Here is a 17,190-nt window from a genome sequence, read left to right on the forward strand (position 1 = left end):
GCGGGTGGCCCTCCTCAATCCGAGATCCGCACCCCCTGCACCTGCGTGCCCAGCTTCAGGTACAGCAGGCCATCCGAACCCATCCACCACGGCCCCGCCTGCGGCGGCACCTGGGCCGCGCTGCCGGTGGGCAGCACCCACTGCGGCACCAGGCGCCATGCCTGGCCCGCCAGGGTCAGGGTCAATGCGCCATCGCTGCTGCCTGGCTGCACCGCCAGCACCGCGCCCGGCAGGGCCGTGGTGAAGATGCTGCTGGCCTGGGTGGCGTTGAGCAGCGCGGGCAGCAGCAACTGCCGTGCGCCCTGCCCTGTCTTCAGGTAGATGCGGCCTTGCTCGTCCACACCGATCTGCGGCGTGCCGGTGGATGTAGCACCGCCACCCGTCCAGTCGGGCCGCAGCACATAGGTCTGCCCGCCGGTGCGCAGCTGCAGCACGCCTTCGGCGCCGAGCTTCAACGTGGCATCGGGCAAGGCTGCTGTCACGGCTTGGGCAAGGCCGGCCAGGTCTGCCACGGCGGGGGCGAACTGCACCACTACACCGCCGCGCACCCATCGCAACAGGCCCAGCGGGGTGAAGCCAACGCCATCGGGCAGGCGCGTGTCGATGGTGATGGGCAGCGTGGGCAGCAGCTGGAAGACCTGGCCACCATCGCGCACGAGGAACACGCCCGAGGGCGCCATCTCCAGCCCCTGGGCCATGTTGGCGCCCGAGAGGCGGGCGAGCGGGCCGTTCAAGCGTGCGAAGGCCTTGTTGTCCACCGCGATGGATGCCGGCAGGTTGGCAAACGCCATGGAATCGCCGGGTTGGTTGGTATCGCCCTTGAGCGAGCCCAGGGTGATCGCGACCACGGCCCCCTGGTCGTTGACCTGCAGGCGCTCGCCGGCCTGCAGCCCCGTGCTGCCCACTGCAGGCAGGCTGCCTGCGGGTGCGGTGAGCGAGCCCACCTGTACCGCCACGGCCAGCGGCTGCGCTTCGACGGTGGTGCCTGCACTGCCCGAGCTGAGCAGCACCTGCCCGGCCAGCACCATGGGCTGGCCCACGGCGCTGGAGGTCATGGAGGCCCAGCCCTCCAGCACCACCAGCACCAGCACGCTTTGGCCATTGACCTCGGCAATGCGCAGCTGCGTGCCCGGCAGTGCCTGCACGGTGAGCGGCTGGCCGTTGATGGTGACATGCAGCGTGACCGGCGTGGTGCCCGTGCCGGGCAGCACGATGGTGCCGCCGCCCGCGCCCGGGCCGACCACCACGGGCAGGGACGGGTTGGTGATGGTGGTCGTGCTGCCGGGGGTGTTGATGGTCGTCGAGGTCGGTCCGGGGTCTTCGGCGGGCGGGGCGACGACCACCGGTGCGGTGGGCGTGACGGGCGCACTGGCAGGCGACGGCAGGCTGTCGCCCGCAGCATTCGCCGCCTTCACGGTGAAGGTGTAGGGTGTACCGTTGGCCAGCCCGGCCACCGTGCAGGTGGTTGGCAGCGGGCTGCCGGTGGTGACCGCGCAGGTCTTGGTCGCATCGGCCACCGCCACCACGGTGTAGGCAGTGATGGTGCTGCCGCCATTGCTGGCCGGCGCCGTCCACGCCACCGTTGCCTGGGCGTTGCCGGCACTGGCGGTTACGGCGGTGGGGGCACCGGGCACCCCCGCCACGCGCAACAGGCGCGACTGGCTGGGTGCCGCCGCAAAGTACGCAGCATCGCTGCCCACGCCGCCGGCCTGGCGTGCGAGCACGCCGCACAGGTACCCGGTCTTGCCGGGCAACACGGTCAACGTGTTGCCGCTCACGGTGCACACGTCGGGCGTGAAGGTGTCGAACGCCACGGCCAGGCCGCTGCTGGCGGTGGCCGCCAGAGTGATCGAGGCGCCAGAGGCAGGCGAGCCAACCGCCACTGGAAAGTCGATGGCCTGGGCTGCGGCGATGTGCGTCGGTACATTGCGGTCAGAAACGCCGCCATTGCCCAGTTGGCCCATACCGTTATAGCCCCAGCACTGCACTGCTCCGGCAGTGATCAGCGCGCAGGTGTGTCCGTACCCTGTCCCAATGGCCGCCACCCCGCTGGCCAGGCCTGTGACGGGCTGGGGCGTGGTCTTGCTAGTGGTGCTGCCATTGCCCAGTTGGCCGAAGCGGTTGTACCCCCAACACTGCATCGCCCCGGTCGTGGTGAGCGCGCAGGTGTGCTCCTTCCCCGCCGCAATGGCCGCCGCCCCAGTGGCCAAGCCCGCCACAGCCTGGGGGGAGGTTGCGTCGGTGGTGCTGCCGTCGCCCAGTTGGCCGTATCCGTTGCCGCCCCAGCACTGCACGCCCCCGGCCGTGGTCAGCGCGCAGGTGTGGCTTTCCCCTGCTGCAATGGCCGCCACCCCATTGACTAGGCCGGGGATAGGTTGGGGCACAAGTTTGCGCAATGTGCTGCCATCGCCGAGTTGGCCTTGACCGTTTTGGCCCCAGCATTGCACGGCCCCGGTCGTGGTCAGCGCACAGGTGTGGTTGTCCCCTGCTGCAATGGCCGCCACCCCAGTGGTCAGACCGAGGACAGTTTGGGGCGTTAATCTTGTGAGTTGGCTGCCATCGCCGACTTGGCCGTAAATGTTGTCGCCCCAGCACTTAACGGCTCCGGCTGTGGTCAGCGCGCAGGTGTGTTGGTATCCACCGGCAATGGCCGCAACCCCGCTGGCCAGACCCGTGACGGGCTGGGGCGTGCCTTTGTCCGTGGTGCTGCCATCGCCCAGTTGGCCTAATGTGTTCCGGCCCCAGCACTGCACAGCCCCAGCCAAGTTCAGCACGCAGCTGTGATTGCTTCCCGCCGCAATCGCCGCCATCCCGCCGACCAAACCCGCGACGGGCTGGGGCGTCATTCTGCTGGTGGTGGTGCCATCGCCCAGTTCACCGAAGACGTTGTAGCCCCAGCAATGCACGGCCCCGGCCGTGGTCAGCGCGCAAGTGTGGGATCCCTTTGCAATAATGGCCGCCACCCCGCTGGCCAATACCACGACCGGCTGCGGGGTTGTTTTGCTGATGGTGCTGCCATCGCCAAGTTGGCCGTAGTCGTTAAAGCCCCAGCACTGCACGGCCCCGGCCGTGGTCAGCGCGCAGGTGTGCGTCTCCCCTGCCGCTATGGCCGCCACTCCGTTGGCCAGGCCTGTGACGGGCTGGGGCGTACTTTTGGCGGTGATGCTGCCGTCGCCCAGTTGGCCGAGGTCGTTATAGCCCCAGCACTGCACGGCCCCGGCTATGCTCTGCGCGCAGGTGTAGTTCTCCCCTGCCGCTATGGCCGCCACTCCGTTTGCCAAGCCTATGACGGGCTGGGGGGTTGTTTTGCTGGTGATATTGCCATTGCCCAGTTGGCCATAGGCGTTGGAGCCCCAGCACTGCGTGGCCCCGGCCGTGGTCAGCGCGCAGGTGTGGTAGCCCCCTGCCGCAATCGCCGCCACCCCGCTGGCAAGGCCCGTGACGGGCTGGGGCGTGCTCTTGTTGGTGGTGCTGCCATCGCCCAGTTGGCCTTCATTGTTTGTGCCCCAGCAATGCACAGCACCGGCCGTGGTCAGGGCACAGGTGTGGACGGTTCCTCCCGAGATGGCCGCCACTCCGCTGGCCATGCCTGCGACGGGCTGGGGCGTGCTTTTGCTGGTGGTGGTGCCATCGCCCAGTTGGCCGAACAGGTTGCGCCCCCAGCATTGCACGGCCCCGGCCGTGGTCAGCGCGCAGGTGTGGAACTCTCCTGCCGCAATGGCCGCCACTCCGCTGGCCAAGCCTGTGACGGGCTGGGGCGCGCTCTTATTGGTGGTGCTGCTATCGCCCAGTTGGCCGTGTACGTTTGCCCCCCAGCACTGCACGGCCCCGGCCGTGGTCAGCGCGCAGGTGTGTACCTGCCCTGCCGCAATGGCCACCACCCCACTTCCCAGCCCTGTCACGGGCTGGGGTGTAGCTTGATCCGTGTTGGTGCCATCGCCCAGTTGGCCGAATGCGTTGTTCCCCCAGCACTGCACAGCACCTGCTGTGGTCACGGCACAGGTGTGGAATGTTCCTGAGACCACCTGCTGCACAGGCTGCCCCAGCACGGAAGCGGGCACGGGCGCTTGGGCGTGGGCAGGCAACACCGCTGCCAACCAGGCCAGCAGGAGCACCCCCGACCATTGATACCAAATGGAAAATGGGGAGAGCCTGTTCCGCCGCTGAGCAGCGAAGTTGCTGGGGGAGAACATTACAGGTGGCCTTTTTGGTGGAGATCAAGGGGACCGTGTCCGCGCTGGAGATTGGTCACCACAACCCCCAGCAATAGGGCAGTGCCAAGCCAGTGCTGCACGTCACGGGGTGCGGCCAGCAGGTCCGGTGAATGGCGAGAAGGATTCATGGTAGCGGGCACTCTGAAAAGCGTCGGTATCGACTGCTGCGCAAGGCATTACCGCTACACAAGATGTAGCGCCCCACGCAGCCATGCCCGCATGCTAGAAGGTTCCAGCGGTTTTGTATGTCCTCTAATTAGATGACAAATGCGGTTTTTTTTTAGGGCCCGGGTACCGGCGAAGCGCCTGGTTTCACGCTTGGCCGAAGGCTTGCCGGTGACGCCGTAAGCGGGCCTGCAGAGACTGACTTCAGGGCAGCGAAGCCTGCGCGCGCGGCAGGAGCAGGGCCTGGTTGCCGTTGCCACCGCTGCCGTACCCCGCCAGGGTGCCGCCGGGCGTGGGGTCGGCGTTGATCACGCCCACGCAGTCGGGGCCGGCCGCGCAGCCGCCTTGCAGGATGCTGGCCTGCACGCTGGTCTTGCCGCTGTAGGTGGTGTCCAGTTGCACGCCATGCACGGAGGTGTTGCCCCAGATGACGGAGGACACCACTTCGACCTGGCCGCCGCCGCCAGCGAAGTTGAGCGAGGACAGCGCGCCGCCGTAGCCGTCGGACGCATTGCCGATCAGCGTGGACTGGCTGAGCAGAGGCCGGCTCACACCTCTGCTGCCGCTGGACACGCTGGCCAGGGCACCGCCGAAGTCGCCGGCCCAGTTGCTGCTGAAGGTGGACTGCGTGATGCGCGGGCTGCTGGTGCCAGCGTTGCCGTGGCTGGCGATGGCGCCGCCGTAGCGGCCCGAGGCGTTGCCGATGAAGGTGGACTGCGCGATGGCGGGGCTGCTGGTGCCGCCCTGGCCCACGCTGGCGATGGCACCGCCGTAGCCGTCCACCGCGTTGCCGATGAAGGTGGACTGCGTGATGCCGGGGCTGCTGGCACCGCCCGCCGCACCCAGCGAGTAGACGGCGCCGCCATCGTCGCGCGCCCAGTTGCCGCGGAAGCTGACGTTGGTGATGTTGGGGCTGCACACGCTGCCCTGGCCCGCGCCGTTGCAGTACAGGCCGCCGCCGCTGGCATGGCTGGCGCCGTCGGCCCGGCCGTGCACGATGCTCAGCCCGTCGATCACCGTGTCCGCAGGCTTGTAGATGCTGGCCACCGATGCGGCCCTGGCGCCTGCCCCCAGGCCGCCGATGACCACGACGTGGTGGCTGTTGTCGGCGCTGACCACGGGCGTGCCGATGTCGCCCGACAGCACGGTGAGGCGGCTGTCGGCGCTGCGCTGGGCCAGCGCGGTCTCGGTTCCGGCAAAGCCGCCGTAGAGCTTGACGGGGCGGTTGATGGCGAATGCGGTGGAGCGGTCTGCGCCCTCGGTGGGCTTGTAGGTGCCCTGCTGGATCCAGATTTCGCTGCACGCGGGCTTGGCCAGGGCCGACTGCAGCAAGGTGGCTGCGGCCCAGGTGCGGCCGTCGCCGGCCTCGGTGCCGGTGCTGCTGACGCGGCACACGGCGGCTTGGGCCGATGCACCGGCGGTGAGCAGCAACATGCAGCCCAGGGCAGCGGCGGTGCGGCGGGCGGTGAAGGTAGTGCCGGTGGCGGCAATCGAACGTTGGTGTGTCATGGCGAATATCCCCAAATGAAATTGAAAAGGCAGCGCATCTCCCGCCGCGCCTTGTTGCGCAGCTATCTAAATGAGAGCTATTGGGTAATGCAGCGGCGATGCTAGGCCTTTCGCACGCGTTTGTATGTCCCCCAACTAGATGACATTGGCTGCTTTTGTTGGGGAGGCACAGCGGGCACCCTGCTGGGGTGCGAGGACCGCGAACGCAGCGCGGGCTGCGAGGCTGGCTACACGGGGCCAGGGGCCTGGCGAGAGGGCTGTTGCAGGGGCAGCGACAGGCAAAAGAGATTGCCTGTGCCAGACCCGTCCTGCGCAATGCTGCCAGCAGTCCACACGCATTGCGCACCGATGGCCTGCACGCGCGAGCGCACGTTGCCCAGCCCCTTGCCCCTGCCCGGCACGGTGCTGCCCGGCGGCGGGGTGCCGGACGGTGGGGTGAAGGGTTGGCCATCGTCGCGCACCAGCACCTGCACGCCCGTGGCGTCCGAGGTGGTGGAGATGCCGATGGACTGCGCACCGCTGTGCTTGATGATGTTGGTCAGCACCTCCTGCAGGATGCGCAGCACGTGCAGGGCGCTCTTGGGGTCGAGCCATTCCAGAGCGGGCACGTCCTGCACGCCCCAGCGCAGCGTGAGGCCTGCGGCCTGCAGCCGCGGCCCCAGCCGAAAGCGCAGCGCCGCCAGCAGGCTGAGCAGGTCGGCGCCGGTGTGGTCCAGCGAGTCGATGGACAGCTTGAGGTCGTCGATGCACTCCTTGAGCACGCGCGCCATGTCGCCCTCGTGCAGGCGCCCGCCTTCGGCCATGCGCAGCGCGCTGATCAGCGACGAGCCGATGCCGTCGTGCATGTCCTGCATCATGCGCTGGCGCTCGGCATCCAGTGCGCGCTGGCGCTCCATCAGGTTCAGTTGAGCGTAGGTGGCGGCCAGTTGGGTCTCGCGCTCGGCCAGGCGGCTCTCCAGCCCGGCGTTCAGCGACTCGACCTCGCGCAGCGCGCCGGTGTAGCGCAGGAACACGATGACCAGAAAGATCGCGAACACGCCGATGGAGGCGTAGGGCCCCAGGTAAAGCCCTTCGATGGACACGCGGTAGCTGGCCATCAGCGTGTCGTAGATGGATGCGGGCACCGTGAGCGAGACCCACAGGCTGAGCACCATGGCCCAGGGCGAGCGGTTGACCCACGACGCCCACATGCCCGAGGCCGCCACGATCAGCGTGACGCCGACGATGCACAGGTAGATGGCGGGCAGCACCGTCTCGACCCTGAGCGGCAGCCACGGCAGCGTGACCACCGAGACGGCGGTGACGATGGCGATGATCACGCGCTCCACCCGCGGCATGCGCAGCCCGTGCACCCGCACGGTGAACAGGAACACGCACACCAGCGACCAGCCCAGGGAATTGGCCGTGAGCCAGCCGAACCAGTCGTCGGAAATCGGCAGCGGTACATCGCCCATGGTGAACTGCACCATGCGCAGCGCGTTGGCCACCGAGGTGGCGAAGAACAGCACGTACATCACCTCGCTGCGGCGCACGCACCACACGGCAAAGGCAAAGATGCCAATCACCACGAAGGCGCCTGCCGCCATGGCGGTGAAGTCGGCCTGCAGCCAGCTGCGCACCTGGTAGCGCCACAGCAGCTCGCCCTCGCCGCCCACCCAGGCGGTGGAGATAGCGCCGCCCACGCCCTGCTGGCTGGCCATGCGCACCAGCACCGTGGACGGAGCGGGCGCACCCTGCGCGTCGGCCAGCGGCACCCACAGGGGCCGGTTGAAACTGTTCCACACCCGGCTGCCACGCGAGCGGTGCACAAGCTGGCCGTCGGCATACACGGCAATGCCGCCAATGGTCTGCCAGCGCGGCAGGTACAGGAAGGCGCTGTCGGCCGGCGCTGCCCCCGCGGGCACCTGCAGCCGGTACCACACCACCTGGGGCAGCGCGGTCGCCGTGTCGCTCGATTCGGCTATGCTGCGCGCGCGGCTGTGCGGCAAGGCCACGTCGTCCCAGGGCACGGTGCCGCCCAGCACATCGGGCGGCGGCGTGGCGGGTGCCTGCCAGCCCGCGCCCACTGGCTCGGGCCAGAAGCCAGCCTGCCTGAGGTGGGTGGCGCCAGCGCGCTGCCCTGCCACGGGCTGTTGTGCCTGCGCGCCAGCCACCATGATGGAAACCAATGCGGCCGAAGCCAGCCAGAGCAGCACCAGCCAGCGCATGGAGGGTGAAGGCGAATGCCGGCGAGGAGACGGCCGGCGCATCCGTGAGTCAGTCGGCCAGAAGGCCATGGCGGCGCGCAACGTCGATGGCGCCGGCCCGCGAGCGGACCTGCAGCTTGGCGTAGATGCGCCGCACGAAGGTGCGCACGGTGGAGGTGGAAACACCGAGCGTGGCGGCCGCCTCTTCGGTGTTGAAGCCCTTGCTCACCAGTTGCAGCACGGCGCGCTCGCGCACCGACAAAGCCACTTCGTGGGCGGGCAGGCCGGGCTCGCCCAGTGCCCCTGCGCCCGCCCTGGAATCGGCCGGCGGGGCCACCTGCGCCGCAAGCGAGGGCGGCAGCGGCAGCACCATCGCCCGCGCCAGGATCTTGCGCGCAACCATGGGGCTGATGGGGCTGCCTCCGGCATGCACGCTGCGGATTTCATCGACCAGGCCCGGCGCGCTGCTGTCCTTGAGCAGGTAGCCCGTGGCCCCCGCCTCGATGGAGGGCAGCACGTGTGCCTCGTCGCCGAAGATGGTGCTGACCAGCACATTGCAGTCCGGCCACCGGGTACGCGCGGCGACGATCACGTCCAGGCCCGAGCCATCGGGCAGGCCCAGGTCCACCAGCAGCACGTCCACCGCGTGCTGGGGCAGCAGCGCCAGCGCCTCGGCCCGATTGGTGGCCACCAGCACCAGCTCCATGTCGGGCTGGGCCGTGATGTGCTCGGCAAAGGCTTCGCGCGCCTCGGGCTCGTCTTCCACCACGCCCACGCGGATGCAGCGGCCCACGCCCTGCCAGCCGTGGGCGGCAGGACGGGGCGCAGGCGCGTCGACGACGCCCATGGAGGAATTGCTGAATGGAGCCACGCGGCGGATTATGACGAGGTGTGGGCGCTTGTACCTCATCCAATTGGACTAGAAACAACGTTGAAGGGCGGCTTGGCCTCCCTGCCCGTGCCAAGGGTGCGCCCGCTGCACGCGCTTGCGGCGGTGCGCGCCCCGCCCTTGACTCAGGCCATTGCCATCGCGGTTTGGCGGGCGGGCTGCAATTGCTCATCCACCCAGCAGCCGTATTCTGCCGATGCCTGCACGGGCTGCACCACCAGCTGGGGCAAGGTGTAGGGGTGCTGCTTGCGGAGCAAGGCCATCAGCGCGGGCATTGCAATGGCGGCGGTCTTGCACGCCACGCGCAGTTCGCGGCATTCCTCCAGGGCGCCTTCCCAGTGGAAGTAGGCGGTGATGGGCTCCACCTGCACGCAGGCGGCCAGGCGGGCGTGCAGCACGGAGTGCGCGAGCCGTTTGGCCTCGGCTTCGGTGGCCACGGTGGTCGTGACCACGAGGATCTCGCGCGGGGCGGCTGGGGAGGCCGCCGCTGACGCGGTGGCGGTGCTCGGTTCGGTCGTCATCAACATGCTTGTCTCCCGGGGGGCGCTGTGATGGAGCTGGGTCGGGCAGTCTGCCACAGCGGGGGATGCAGGTCCAGTGGGGGGCTGTCGGCCGGGGCCAACCTGCATACTCGGCAAACGCAAAGACCGAGGGTCCGCCGTGACCATGCAGCAGATGGGAGTGGCGACGAAAAGGCAGGCGCACAAATTACAATTAAGAATAAATCTCAGTCCACCGCCTCAACGCCATGGCACTCCCCGGGACATGCCCCACCACGCATGCCATTCGATCTGCAACGCTATGAATCCTCCGGCTACGGCGTGGTGCGCAGTGCCGTGCCCGCAGACCTGCTCGCCGCCATGGGCGCATGGCTGGCCAGCGGCGAGGCGGCGGCCCTCCAGTGCAACCCCGAGGAACAGGCACGCGATCTGGTGTACGAGAAGGACCTGTCCGACGCGGGCCGCAACGGCATCTCCGTCAGCGAGCTGGGCGATGCGATCTTCATCCTGGGCGACCTGTGCCGCTACGCACCGCAGTTCAGCGCCCTGCTCCGCCTGCCTGCCTTGGTACACGCCTGCATCCTCGCCCTGGGCAGCACGAAGCTGGTGGCGCACTTCATGAACGCGACCACCAAGCACCCGCGCTTTGGCCGCGCCATCGGCTGGCACCGGGATTTTCCGAACGGCTACCTGAGCGGCACGGATTCACGCTTTCTGCGCGTGATGGTCTGCCTGGATGGCATGGCCGAGCATGGCGGTGCCACCCGGTTCTTGCCGGGCAGCCACCGCGTGGATGATGGGTACGCCATTGCGGAAAAGCGCGGTGGAGCGAAGCACCGGTATGCCGCGCACCATGGCGTGGCGGCGGCATGCGCGCCAGGGGATCTGGTTTTGATCCACCCCAAGGTGATCCACGGCGGCCCGGCCAATACCAGCGCCCTGCCCCGGCGCAATGTCATCGTGCAGGTGGGGGTGGAGGGGATGGAACTGGTGGGGGAGCAGGAGACGGTGACGGGTTGGAGTTTGACTTTGTGACATGACCGCCTGGTCCGGATACCCGGCACAATGCTCCAGTATCTACGCATTCCAGACCATGGCACGCTCCACGATTCCACCCAAGGCAAGGCGCCTGCTCGCAATGGCTGCGCTTGCCCTTCCCGCAAGCACCGCCCTAGCCGCCGATATGCCCGCAGACATTCTGGAGTTGCACACCCGCTGCGTTGCCAGCACGGCCGGCATCGACCTGGTGTTCGGGCTGCGCAACCGCAGTGAGCGCACGGTCTGGGTGTCGGGCGATACGGCGCCCTGGGCGGCGGCGTTGCGCAGCCTGCGCATCACGGCAGAGAGCCAGGGTGCGAATGCACAGCCGCTGAAAGGGCCTGTCGCAGGGGGGGACGCACCTCCCCCAGGCTCTGTCAGGGTCATGCCCTCCGGCACTGCCGAAGGAACGATCTCGCTGTCGCGCACCTTCCCCGAACTGGCGCAGGCGGCACAGCAAGCCCCGGTGCGCATCCGGTGGACATGGCAGGGCTTGATGGGTGAATCGGGCATGGCCGGGACATGGGGGCCTACCGCCAGATTCGAGGGGGACGTGACGGTACAGGGAGCAGCATGCTCTCTGGTGAGTGCAAGGCGGGTTTGACGGGGTGAGCAGTGGCCAGGCTGGGCAGGCGAGATGCCCCTGTTTCAGTGGGTCAGGCGGATTCAAGGATGCTCTCCCTCGCAATGCCCAGGACAAGCACCTGATTGAGGCGATCCATGCGGCAGGGATGGCATCTTCCAGGCCAGGAGCGCGCTTGGAAATTTGAAGATTGCATGGGCAGACATCCGTCCGCATACTGCGCGCCAATCCTGTCGCCCTGCAACCCACGGAGGAACTTCCCATGTCCAACATGTACGCCGGCCTGCGCCGCGATATCGAAGACGAGGGCGCGCGAAAGCGCTGTGCCGACCGGCTGCTCGCCCTGCGGCGGCGGCTGGCACCGCTCAAGGGGCGCCGGACCGACAGCAACCTGCTGCTGGCCACCTGGAACATCCGGGATTTCGACTCCAACAAGTTCGGCCTCGGCCCCAGGCTTGCCGAGACCTTCTACTACCTAGCAGAAGTCATCTCGTGCTTTGACCTGGTGGCCCTGCAGGAGGTGAACCGCGACCTGGGCCCGCTGGAGAAGCTGGTTCGCATTCTGGGGCGCGAATGGGACTACATCGTGACCGACACCACCGAGGGCACGGGCGGCAATGGCGAGCGCATGGCGTTTCTCTACAACCGCGAAAAGGTGTGGTTTCGCAAGATCGCCGGAGAAATCGTACTGCCTGACGGGCAACTGGTCGTGTCCCCCAAGACGGTCAAGGTGGATGGGGAAACCATCGACACCGAAGCCAAGCAGCAGTTCGCCCGCAGCCCCTTTCTGGTGGCCTTTCAGGCCGGGTGGTTCCGCTTCAGCCTGTGCACGGTACACATCTACTACGGCAAGGAATCGGGCGCGCAGTTGCAGCGGCGCATCGACGAGATCCAGAGCCTGGCGAAGTTCTTTGCGCAGCGGCAGGACCAGGCCAGCAAGCAGGAAAAGGACAGCCGGGGCGCCGTGGAAAACTATGTGCTGCTGGGCGACTTCAATGTGGTGAGCCCCGAGCACGAGACCATGGCCGCACTCAAGAGCCACGGGTTTGCAGTACCGGCGGCCATCGATGGCGACAAGGTCCGCAAGAAGGGCATGCATTTCTACGACCAGATTGCGGTGCGGGTCAAGGACGAGCGCTTTCAGGTGCGCAGCGGCGGCATCGTGGACATCTTCGAGGACGTGTTCCGCGATGAAGACCTGCCTGTCTACCAGGCCCACATGCCTGCCAAGGACCCGGAGAAGGGAGCCACCGCCGCCAAGACACCCGAGAAGCTGTACCAAAAATGGCGCACCTGGCAGATGTCGGACCACAGCCCCCTGTGGATCGAGGTGCAGACGGACTTTGCAGACACCTACCTCAAGGCCCTGGCGGAAAAGGGCTGAGCCACGCAACGAGGTGATGCGCCGCAATGGCGGGCGGACTCACCCCTGCCCGCGCGCCGCCAGCACCAGCCCGCCCACAAGCAAGAAAACCACCCACGACAGATGCCTGCCGCGCGTGAAGACCAGCGGGAACACGGCGGACACCAGCGATGCGGTGCCGATGACCAGCAGCACATCGTCCCGGCCCACCGGGCCATGGCCCAGCGCAAACACCAGGTACGCCAGAGCCCACCAGGCCACCGTGGTCAGGTGCCAGGCAAAGCGCAGCGTGCCGGCCGTGAAGGCCGTGCTGCCCAGCACCTTGGGCAGGCTGTCCGCGCGCCGCAGCAGGCGCATGAGGATGTAGCGCTCGCCCAGGATGGAATGGGCCAGACCGGTCAGCCAGATCAGGGCGGCAGCGAAAGCAAGCATGGGTGAACGACCTCGGTGTGCGTTGAACAATGATAGTTACCAAGTGGTGGCCCGGCCTGCGCCGGCGCGACACGGCAAGCATCCATAATGCCGACGAAGAGATGCCGGCCTGCCCCGTGGCGAGCCAGCGCGATTGCAGTAACCCATTGCAACAAGGAGGATAGAAACCATGAAAAAGCACCCGACCCGCCCAAGGCACGCCTGGCTGCTGTGCGTGCCGCTGATGCTCGCCACCCAGGCCGCGCAGGCACAGGACCAGTTCGTAGACCTGCGCTCCAACGGCGGCTACACCTCGGCCCGCCTGGCGGACGATGTGACCCAGGTGGACCTGGCTGAGCAGACCCAGGGCGCCTGCCGCTTCAACCGCACCTGGGGCTATGACCTCACCAACCGCGAGCTGTGGACCAATGGCGGCTGTGGCGGGCGCTTCAAGATCACGCGCAGCTACGTCCAGGGCAATAACAACAACTCCAACAACGCAGGCGCAGCCGTCGCTGCCGTGGCCGCGATTGCCGGCATTGCGCTGCTGGCCAACCACAACAAGCACGACGACGACCGCCGGCCCGACTATCCGGACTACGGCAATGGCGGCGGTGGCGGCCGTGGTGGCGAGATCCGCGTCAACGGCAACCTGTGCCTGGACGTGAGCAAGGGCAATTTCCGCCCTGGCAACGCGCTGCAGGTGTTTGCCTGCAACGGCACGGATTCGCAGCGCTTTCGCGTAGGCCGTGGTGGCGAGATCCGCGTGCGCGACTTCTGCCTGGACGTGGAGCGCGGTGACCCGCGCGATGGGGCCCGCGTGGTGCTGTGGTCGTGCTCGGGCGCCCCCAGCCAGAGCTGGACGACGCGCGGCGGGCAGATCGTGAGCCAGCTGTCCGGCAAGTGCCTGGACGTGGTGGACGGCCAGATTCGCCAAGGGCAGCCGGCCATGGTGTGGCAGTGCAATCGCAGCCCCAGCCAACGCTGGTGGTGGTAGGAGCGCCTTAGAAAACTCTTCTGGCGTTGTTGCTGTGTCTTGTCGTACTACTCGTACTGCCTGCGACACAGCGCTTGGTGCGCTGTCCCGCAAATACATGCCCATAAAACCGAGTCTTTCACGCCATGGCGGCGTTGCAAATCCTCGCGATAGCTACGGCTATCGCTGCGGTTTGCGCCTGGCCCTGGCGCGAAATCCATCGGTTTTATCCGGGCATCCATTTGCGGGACAGCACACCGCCAGAACCGTTTCGCTGAGTTTTTTCAGCCGCTCCACAGCGGCCTTCACGATCTAAGCAGCAACAGCCAAGAGGATCACCTCATGACACTGAAAAACCGATTTGTACCCCTGCTTTGCGCAGTGGCCTGCAGCCTGACCTTTGCAACGGCAGCCACCGCCCAGACTGCCGAGGCACCCGCTGCCGCCAAGCCCGCCACAGCAGCACCCCACGCCCACAAGAAGGGCACGGGCCGCTCCCCTGGCGACCGCCTGCAGGCCATCTGCACGGCGGCCGACCTGGACCACGATGGCAATGTCTCGCTCGACGAATTCCACCAGGACATCGTGCAGAGCTGGCACAGCCTGGGGCCCGATGCAAGCGGCTATGTGAACCTGGCCGAGCTGGCACAGGTGCCGCGCATGGGCAAGGGCCGCATCAAGCGCCTGGCCGCCGCCGACAAGGATGGCGATGGCAAGCTGTCGTTCAAGGAAGTGGTGGAGGCGCGCATGGCCTACTTCGAGGCGGCAGATGCGGACAACAACGACCTGCTGTCGGTGCCGGAGTGCGTGGCGTTTGAGAAGAAACGGCGGGCTGCCAAGCCCTAAGCGAAGACACCCTTCAGAATGAACAACGGGGCTTCGCAGCCCAGTTTTCTTTTGTTCCTCTTGTTTTGCCTGCCAGGCATGCGCTTGCCGCGCCGCTCACACGTACCCCTGCGCGGCCAGCAGCCACCAGAGGGCGCCCGCGCCGGACCAAAGCGAGGCCGCTGCGAACAGCAGGGGGCGAATCGGCACGGGGCGCCAGAACACCAGGGCGTACAGGCCGCCCACGGCAAACGGGGCGCAAGCCAGCACGGAGAGACGCCCCTCGAGAGATTCGACCAGCGGGCGCCCCATGAACATCCACGCCAGGCCAGCGGCGCACAGCAGCAGCGCCAGGAACACCTTGGAAGCGCGCTGGCCCCGCGCCGCCCGCCTCTGGGCAGTCTGCTCCGCCCGGGCTTCCCATACCAACCCCGCCACGGGCGACAGAATCACCATCGCCAGGCCCATGCCACCGCTGAACCAGGGCACATGGGTGGCCAGTGAGACTGCAGCGACGACCCCAGCGACCAGCGACACCAGCACGCGCGGCGCGGCAAGCATGTCCAGGAGAGGGTCGAGCAGTTCATTCATGGGGTTTCACCGGGCTACGCGTGTGGGGGATGGCAGCCGAGATTGCGCGGCGGGCAGCATCAGAAACTTTCTGCTTTGCTGGGCAGGCGAACCTCGCTGAAACGCATGTAGTGCAGGTTCCCTTGCGCTTCAAGACTGCCCGCCTCCACAAGCGCAATCACGCGCTGGGCGTAGTAGCCAACGGGTACATCGGGAAGCTCCTTGGAGAGTGCCAGCCAGGCCGAGCCGACGATACGCGCGGACTTGCGCCACCCGGCCGCGCAGTCGGCCAGCAATTGCGCATCGATGCACTGTATCTGCTCTGGCTTCAGCCGGTCCACGGCCTCCTGCTCCTCCGCATCGAGCAATGTGTCCGGCTCGCCTTCAGTGCGCTCGGTGGTATCGAGCTCGGGGTACTCTTGAACGAGCGGCGCACGCAGAGAAGAAAGTATCTCGACCATGGCCTGACCGTAGCTGCGCAAAGCAATGCGCCGTTCTTCTTCGTCGGGCAATCCCAATATCAACGGCTCCGCCTCCGACAGCACTTCCAGCGCGCGCTCATAGATTGCGTGAATCGCTGCGGCCTCTTCCTGTTTCATATCACTGCTCCAGTGGAGTTGTCTGCCCTTGCTCGGCATATGTGCCAGTGTAGAGGGACCAAATGGCTCTACACGACGCCACATCCAGGTTCAACTCGAGGTGTGCGGCACCCTGGCCCCAGACGACAGGGCGCAGGCCATGAAGGCGCGTGAAGCCAGCGCATGGGACGCTGGTACCTCAGGCCCACAGGGCCGCCACCGAAAACGGAGCCACGGAGAGCGCTGCGGTACCAGCCGATCAGTTCAAGATGGCGCCCGAATCGGGATCAATCGTTGCCAGATAGCCAAAGGAAGACGCCCGCCCGCCCGTGTGTTTTACAGAAATGTGGACACGCCAATAGAACTTGTCAACGTCGTACGGCTTGAGTTCATCAAGGCTGCGACGTCCCTTGTTCAAATCAGCGCCCGCCGCAAGCTTCACATTGATGCCTGCAAAAAACTGATCGCCCTCGGGTTGGAACTTCTTCAGCGCAATGGCAATTGCGGACGCGGCGTCCACCTTGGGTGCAATGCTCTGTGAGAAGGCCGGACAGCCGAGCGCAAGCAAAGCCAAGGCCACAATGATTCTCTTCATGACGCGCCTTTTGGAGATGATGAAATACAGTAGGACCATCATCGCAGAGATACCCCTTTTTCCAGGGTAGAAGCAATCGGCCGCCATCTCGCAGAGCGACACAGCCACGCCCCTTGCTAGAGGCGTGGCCGGCCCTTCAACGGTCAGCTCAACGTGCTGCGGTTTGCTTCCACCAATTGGGCATGGCCGCCAGCACTTCGCCGCCCGCCTTGAGGCTGTTGGCCAGCTCCAGCGCAGCGCTGCCGGGGGCCGTGGCGATCAGGTACCAGTTGCTGGCGGTGCCCAGGCGCTGGGTCACGGTGAGGCCCTTGGCCTGGGCCCAGGCGCGCACCTGGGCGTCGGTCCAGTCGGTGTTGAACTTGACAACCACGCCGCCGGGCAGTGCCATCAGCCGGCCTGCGGGGGAGTTGCCCTCGCGGTACACGGGTGAGGTGTGCGTGCCGGCGCCCTTGGCCACGCTCTGGTTGGCGGGCTGCAGTTGCACCAAGGGTGCAGGGCTGGCGCTGCCACCCTCGCCCACGCTGCGCGCCTGGGTGGTGCTGCCCGCTTCGGGGGTGGGGGTGATGACGGCGACCAGGCTGGTGTCGAGCGTGATGGTGCGCTGGGTATCGCCGTCGAAGTAATGGGCCGTGGTGGCGGCCAGGGCGCCGGTGGCGATGGCGCAGGCGGCCAGGACCACCGCGGCACGGCGCAGGGTAGTGAGTGGGGAGAGCTTCTTCATGGTGCGGGACCTCGGCAAGTGTTCGGGTGAATGGAATGGGGTGCTGCAGGGCATGCGGTGCAACCCA

Annotated in this window: 15 protein-coding genes; 5 read left to right on the forward strand and 10 right to left on the reverse strand. The window is 67.0% G+C overall.

All coding sequences use genetic code 11. The features are described from left to right. Positions 1–14: 14 nt before the first annotated feature. From QYL93_RS08290 to cutA, 5 genes are all read right to left on the reverse strand, one after another. Positions 15–4,193 (reverse strand): fibronectin type III domain-containing protein, encoded by a 4,179-nt coding sequence (locus tag QYL93_RS08290; RefSeq protein ID WP_305743214.1) that lies wholly within the window; start codon positions 4,191–4,193, stop codon positions 15–17. A 390-nt stretch (positions 4,194–4,583) separates the two neighbouring features. Then, positions 4,584–5,888, reverse strand: coding sequence for a hypothetical protein (locus tag QYL93_RS08295; RefSeq protein WP_305743215.1), 1,305 nt, complete (start codon positions 5,886–5,888; stop codon positions 4,584–4,586). Positions 5,889–6,115: 227 nt separating this feature from the next. Further along, a complete protein-coding gene (locus QYL93_RS08300) occupies positions 6,116–8,095 on the reverse strand; it encodes an ATP-binding protein (RefSeq protein ID WP_305743216.1) in 1,980 nt (659 codons plus the stop codon). Positions 8,096–8,144: 49 nt separating this feature from the next. Beyond that, positions 8,145–8,921, reverse strand: coding sequence for a response regulator transcription factor (locus tag QYL93_RS08305; RefSeq protein WP_305743217.1), 777 nt, complete (start codon positions 8,919–8,921; stop codon positions 8,145–8,147). Positions 8,922–9,088: 167 nt separating this feature from the next. Continuing rightward, positions 9,089–9,490, reverse strand: coding sequence for a divalent-cation tolerance protein CutA (cutA, locus tag QYL93_RS08310; protein ID WP_305743218.1), 402 nt, complete (start codon positions 9,488–9,490; stop codon positions 9,089–9,091). A 252-nt stretch (positions 9,491–9,742) separates the two neighbouring features. Between cutA and QYL93_RS08315 the strand changes: the two genes are divergently transcribed. From QYL93_RS08315 to QYL93_RS08325, 3 genes are all read left to right on the forward strand, one after another. After that, entirely contained in the window at positions 9,743–10,498 is a 756-nt protein-coding gene (locus QYL93_RS08315) for a phytanoyl-CoA dioxygenase family protein (RefSeq protein WP_305743219.1), read from the forward strand. Between the two features lie 58 nt (positions 10,499–10,556). Beyond that, on the forward strand, positions 10,557–11,105 hold the full coding sequence (locus QYL93_RS08320) for a hypothetical protein (protein WP_305743220.1): 549 nt from the start codon (positions 10,557–10,559) through the stop codon (positions 11,103–11,105). A 241-nt stretch (positions 11,106–11,346) separates the two neighbouring features. Then, on the forward strand, positions 11,347–12,468 hold the full coding sequence (locus tag QYL93_RS08325) for an endonuclease/exonuclease/phosphatase family protein (RefSeq protein WP_305743221.1): 1,122 nt from the start codon (positions 11,347–11,349) through the stop codon (positions 12,466–12,468). A 39-nt stretch (positions 12,469–12,507) separates the two neighbouring features. On the opposite strand, the gene QYL93_RS08330 is transcribed toward QYL93_RS08325, so the two are convergent. After that, the gene (locus QYL93_RS08330) at positions 12,508–12,879 is read right to left on the reverse strand and encodes a hypothetical protein (protein ID WP_305743222.1); all 372 of its coding nucleotides are present in this window, start codon (positions 12,877–12,879) and stop codon (positions 12,508–12,510) included. Between the two features lie 169 nt (positions 12,880–13,048). Here QYL93_RS08330 and QYL93_RS08335 point away from each other — a divergent pair, with 169 nt between their 5' ends. Together QYL93_RS08335 and QYL93_RS08340 are read left to right on the forward strand one after the other, a co-directional pair. Further along, complete coding sequence (locus tag QYL93_RS08335; protein ID WP_305743223.1) at positions 13,049–13,855, forward strand: lectin; 807 nt, start codon at positions 13,049–13,051, stop codon at positions 13,853–13,855. Between the two features lie 321 nt (positions 13,856–14,176). Beyond that, positions 14,177–14,680 (forward strand): EF-hand domain-containing protein, encoded by a 504-nt coding sequence (locus tag QYL93_RS08340; RefSeq protein ID WP_305743224.1) that lies wholly within the window; start codon positions 14,177–14,179, stop codon positions 14,678–14,680. 96 nt (positions 14,681–14,776) lie between these two features. Here QYL93_RS08340 and QYL93_RS08345 read toward each other — a convergent pair whose 3' ends face one another. From QYL93_RS08345 to QYL93_RS08360, 4 genes are all read right to left on the reverse strand, one after another. Next, positions 14,777–15,250, reverse strand: coding sequence for a hypothetical protein (locus QYL93_RS08345; RefSeq protein ID WP_305743225.1), 474 nt, complete (start codon positions 15,248–15,250; stop codon positions 14,777–14,779). Between the two features lie 59 nt (positions 15,251–15,309). Then, complete coding sequence (locus QYL93_RS08350; RefSeq protein ID WP_305743226.1) at positions 15,310–15,828, reverse strand: DUF3658 domain-containing protein; 519 nt, start codon at positions 15,826–15,828, stop codon at positions 15,310–15,312. A gap of 238 nt (positions 15,829–16,066) precedes the next feature. Further along, positions 16,067–16,402: a hypothetical protein gene (locus QYL93_RS08355; protein ID WP_305743227.1), complete on the reverse strand. Its 336-nt coding sequence runs from the start codon at positions 16,400–16,402 to the stop codon at positions 16,067–16,069. Between the two features lie 148 nt (positions 16,403–16,550). Further along, a complete protein-coding gene (locus QYL93_RS08360; protein WP_305743228.1) occupies positions 16,551–17,123 on the reverse strand; it encodes a hypothetical protein in 573 nt (190 codons plus the stop codon). Between the last annotated feature and the right edge of the window lie 67 nt (positions 17,124–17,190).

It is taken from the genome of Acidovorax sp. A1169, from assembly GCF_030704685.1.
Taxonomy (GTDB): domain Bacteria; phylum Pseudomonadota; class Gammaproteobacteria; order Burkholderiales; family Burkholderiaceae_C; genus Acidovorax.

What these genes read in the sequence shown, in the direction of transcription:
- QYL93_RS08320 (WP_305743220.1), top strand. Translation starts at nt 10,557, where the DNA reads ATGGCACGCTCCACGATTCCACCCAAGGCAAGGCGCCTGCTCGCAATG.
- QYL93_RS08350 (WP_305743226.1), bottom strand. Translation starts at nt 15,828, where the DNA reads ATGAAACAGGAAGAGGCCGCAGCGATTCACGCAATCTATGAGCGCGCG.
- QYL93_RS08360 (WP_305743228.1), bottom strand. Translation starts at nt 17,123, where the DNA reads ATGAAGAAGCTCTCCCCACTCACTACCCTGCGCCGTGCCGCGGTGGTC.
- QYL93_RS08295 (WP_305743215.1), bottom strand. Translation starts at nt 5,888, where the DNA reads ATGACACACCAACGTTCGATTGCCGCCACCGGCACTACCTTCACCGCC.
- QYL93_RS08330 (WP_305743222.1), bottom strand. Translation starts at nt 12,879, where the DNA reads ATGCTTGCTTTCGCTGCCGCCCTGATCTGGCTGACCGGTCTGGCCCAT.
- QYL93_RS08300 (WP_305743216.1), bottom strand. Translation starts at nt 8,095, where the DNA reads ATGCGCTGGCTGGTGCTGCTCTGGCTGGCTTCGGCCGCATTGGTTTCC.
- QYL93_RS08315 (WP_305743219.1), top strand. Translation starts at nt 9,743, where the DNA reads ATGCCATTCGATCTGCAACGCTATGAATCCTCCGGCTACGGCGTGGTG.
- QYL93_RS08335 (WP_305743223.1), top strand. Translation starts at nt 13,049, where the DNA reads ATGAAAAAGCACCCGACCCGCCCAAGGCACGCCTGGCTGCTGTGCGTG.
- QYL93_RS08325 (WP_305743221.1), top strand. Translation starts at nt 11,347, where the DNA reads ATGTCCAACATGTACGCCGGCCTGCGCCGCGATATCGAAGACGAGGGC.
- QYL93_RS08355 (WP_305743227.1), bottom strand. Translation starts at nt 16,402, where the DNA reads ATGAAGAGAATCATTGTGGCCTTGGCTTTGCTTGCGCTCGGCTGTCCG.
- cutA (WP_305743218.1), bottom strand. Translation starts at nt 9,490, where the DNA reads ATGTTGATGACGACCGAACCGAGCACCGCCACCGCGTCAGCGGCGGCC.
- QYL93_RS08305 (WP_305743217.1), bottom strand. Translation starts at nt 8,921, where the DNA reads ATGGGCGTCGTCGACGCGCCTGCGCCCCGTCCTGCCGCCCACGGCTGG.
- QYL93_RS08340 (WP_305743224.1), top strand. Translation starts at nt 14,177, where the DNA reads ATGACACTGAAAAACCGATTTGTACCCCTGCTTTGCGCAGTGGCCTGC.
- QYL93_RS08345 (WP_305743225.1), bottom strand. Translation starts at nt 15,250, where the DNA reads ATGAATGAACTGCTCGACCCTCTCCTGGACATGCTTGCCGCGCCGCGC.
- QYL93_RS08290 (WP_305743214.1), bottom strand. Translation starts at nt 4,193, where the DNA reads ATGTTCTCCCCCAGCAACTTCGCTGCTCAGCGGCGGAACAGGCTCTCC.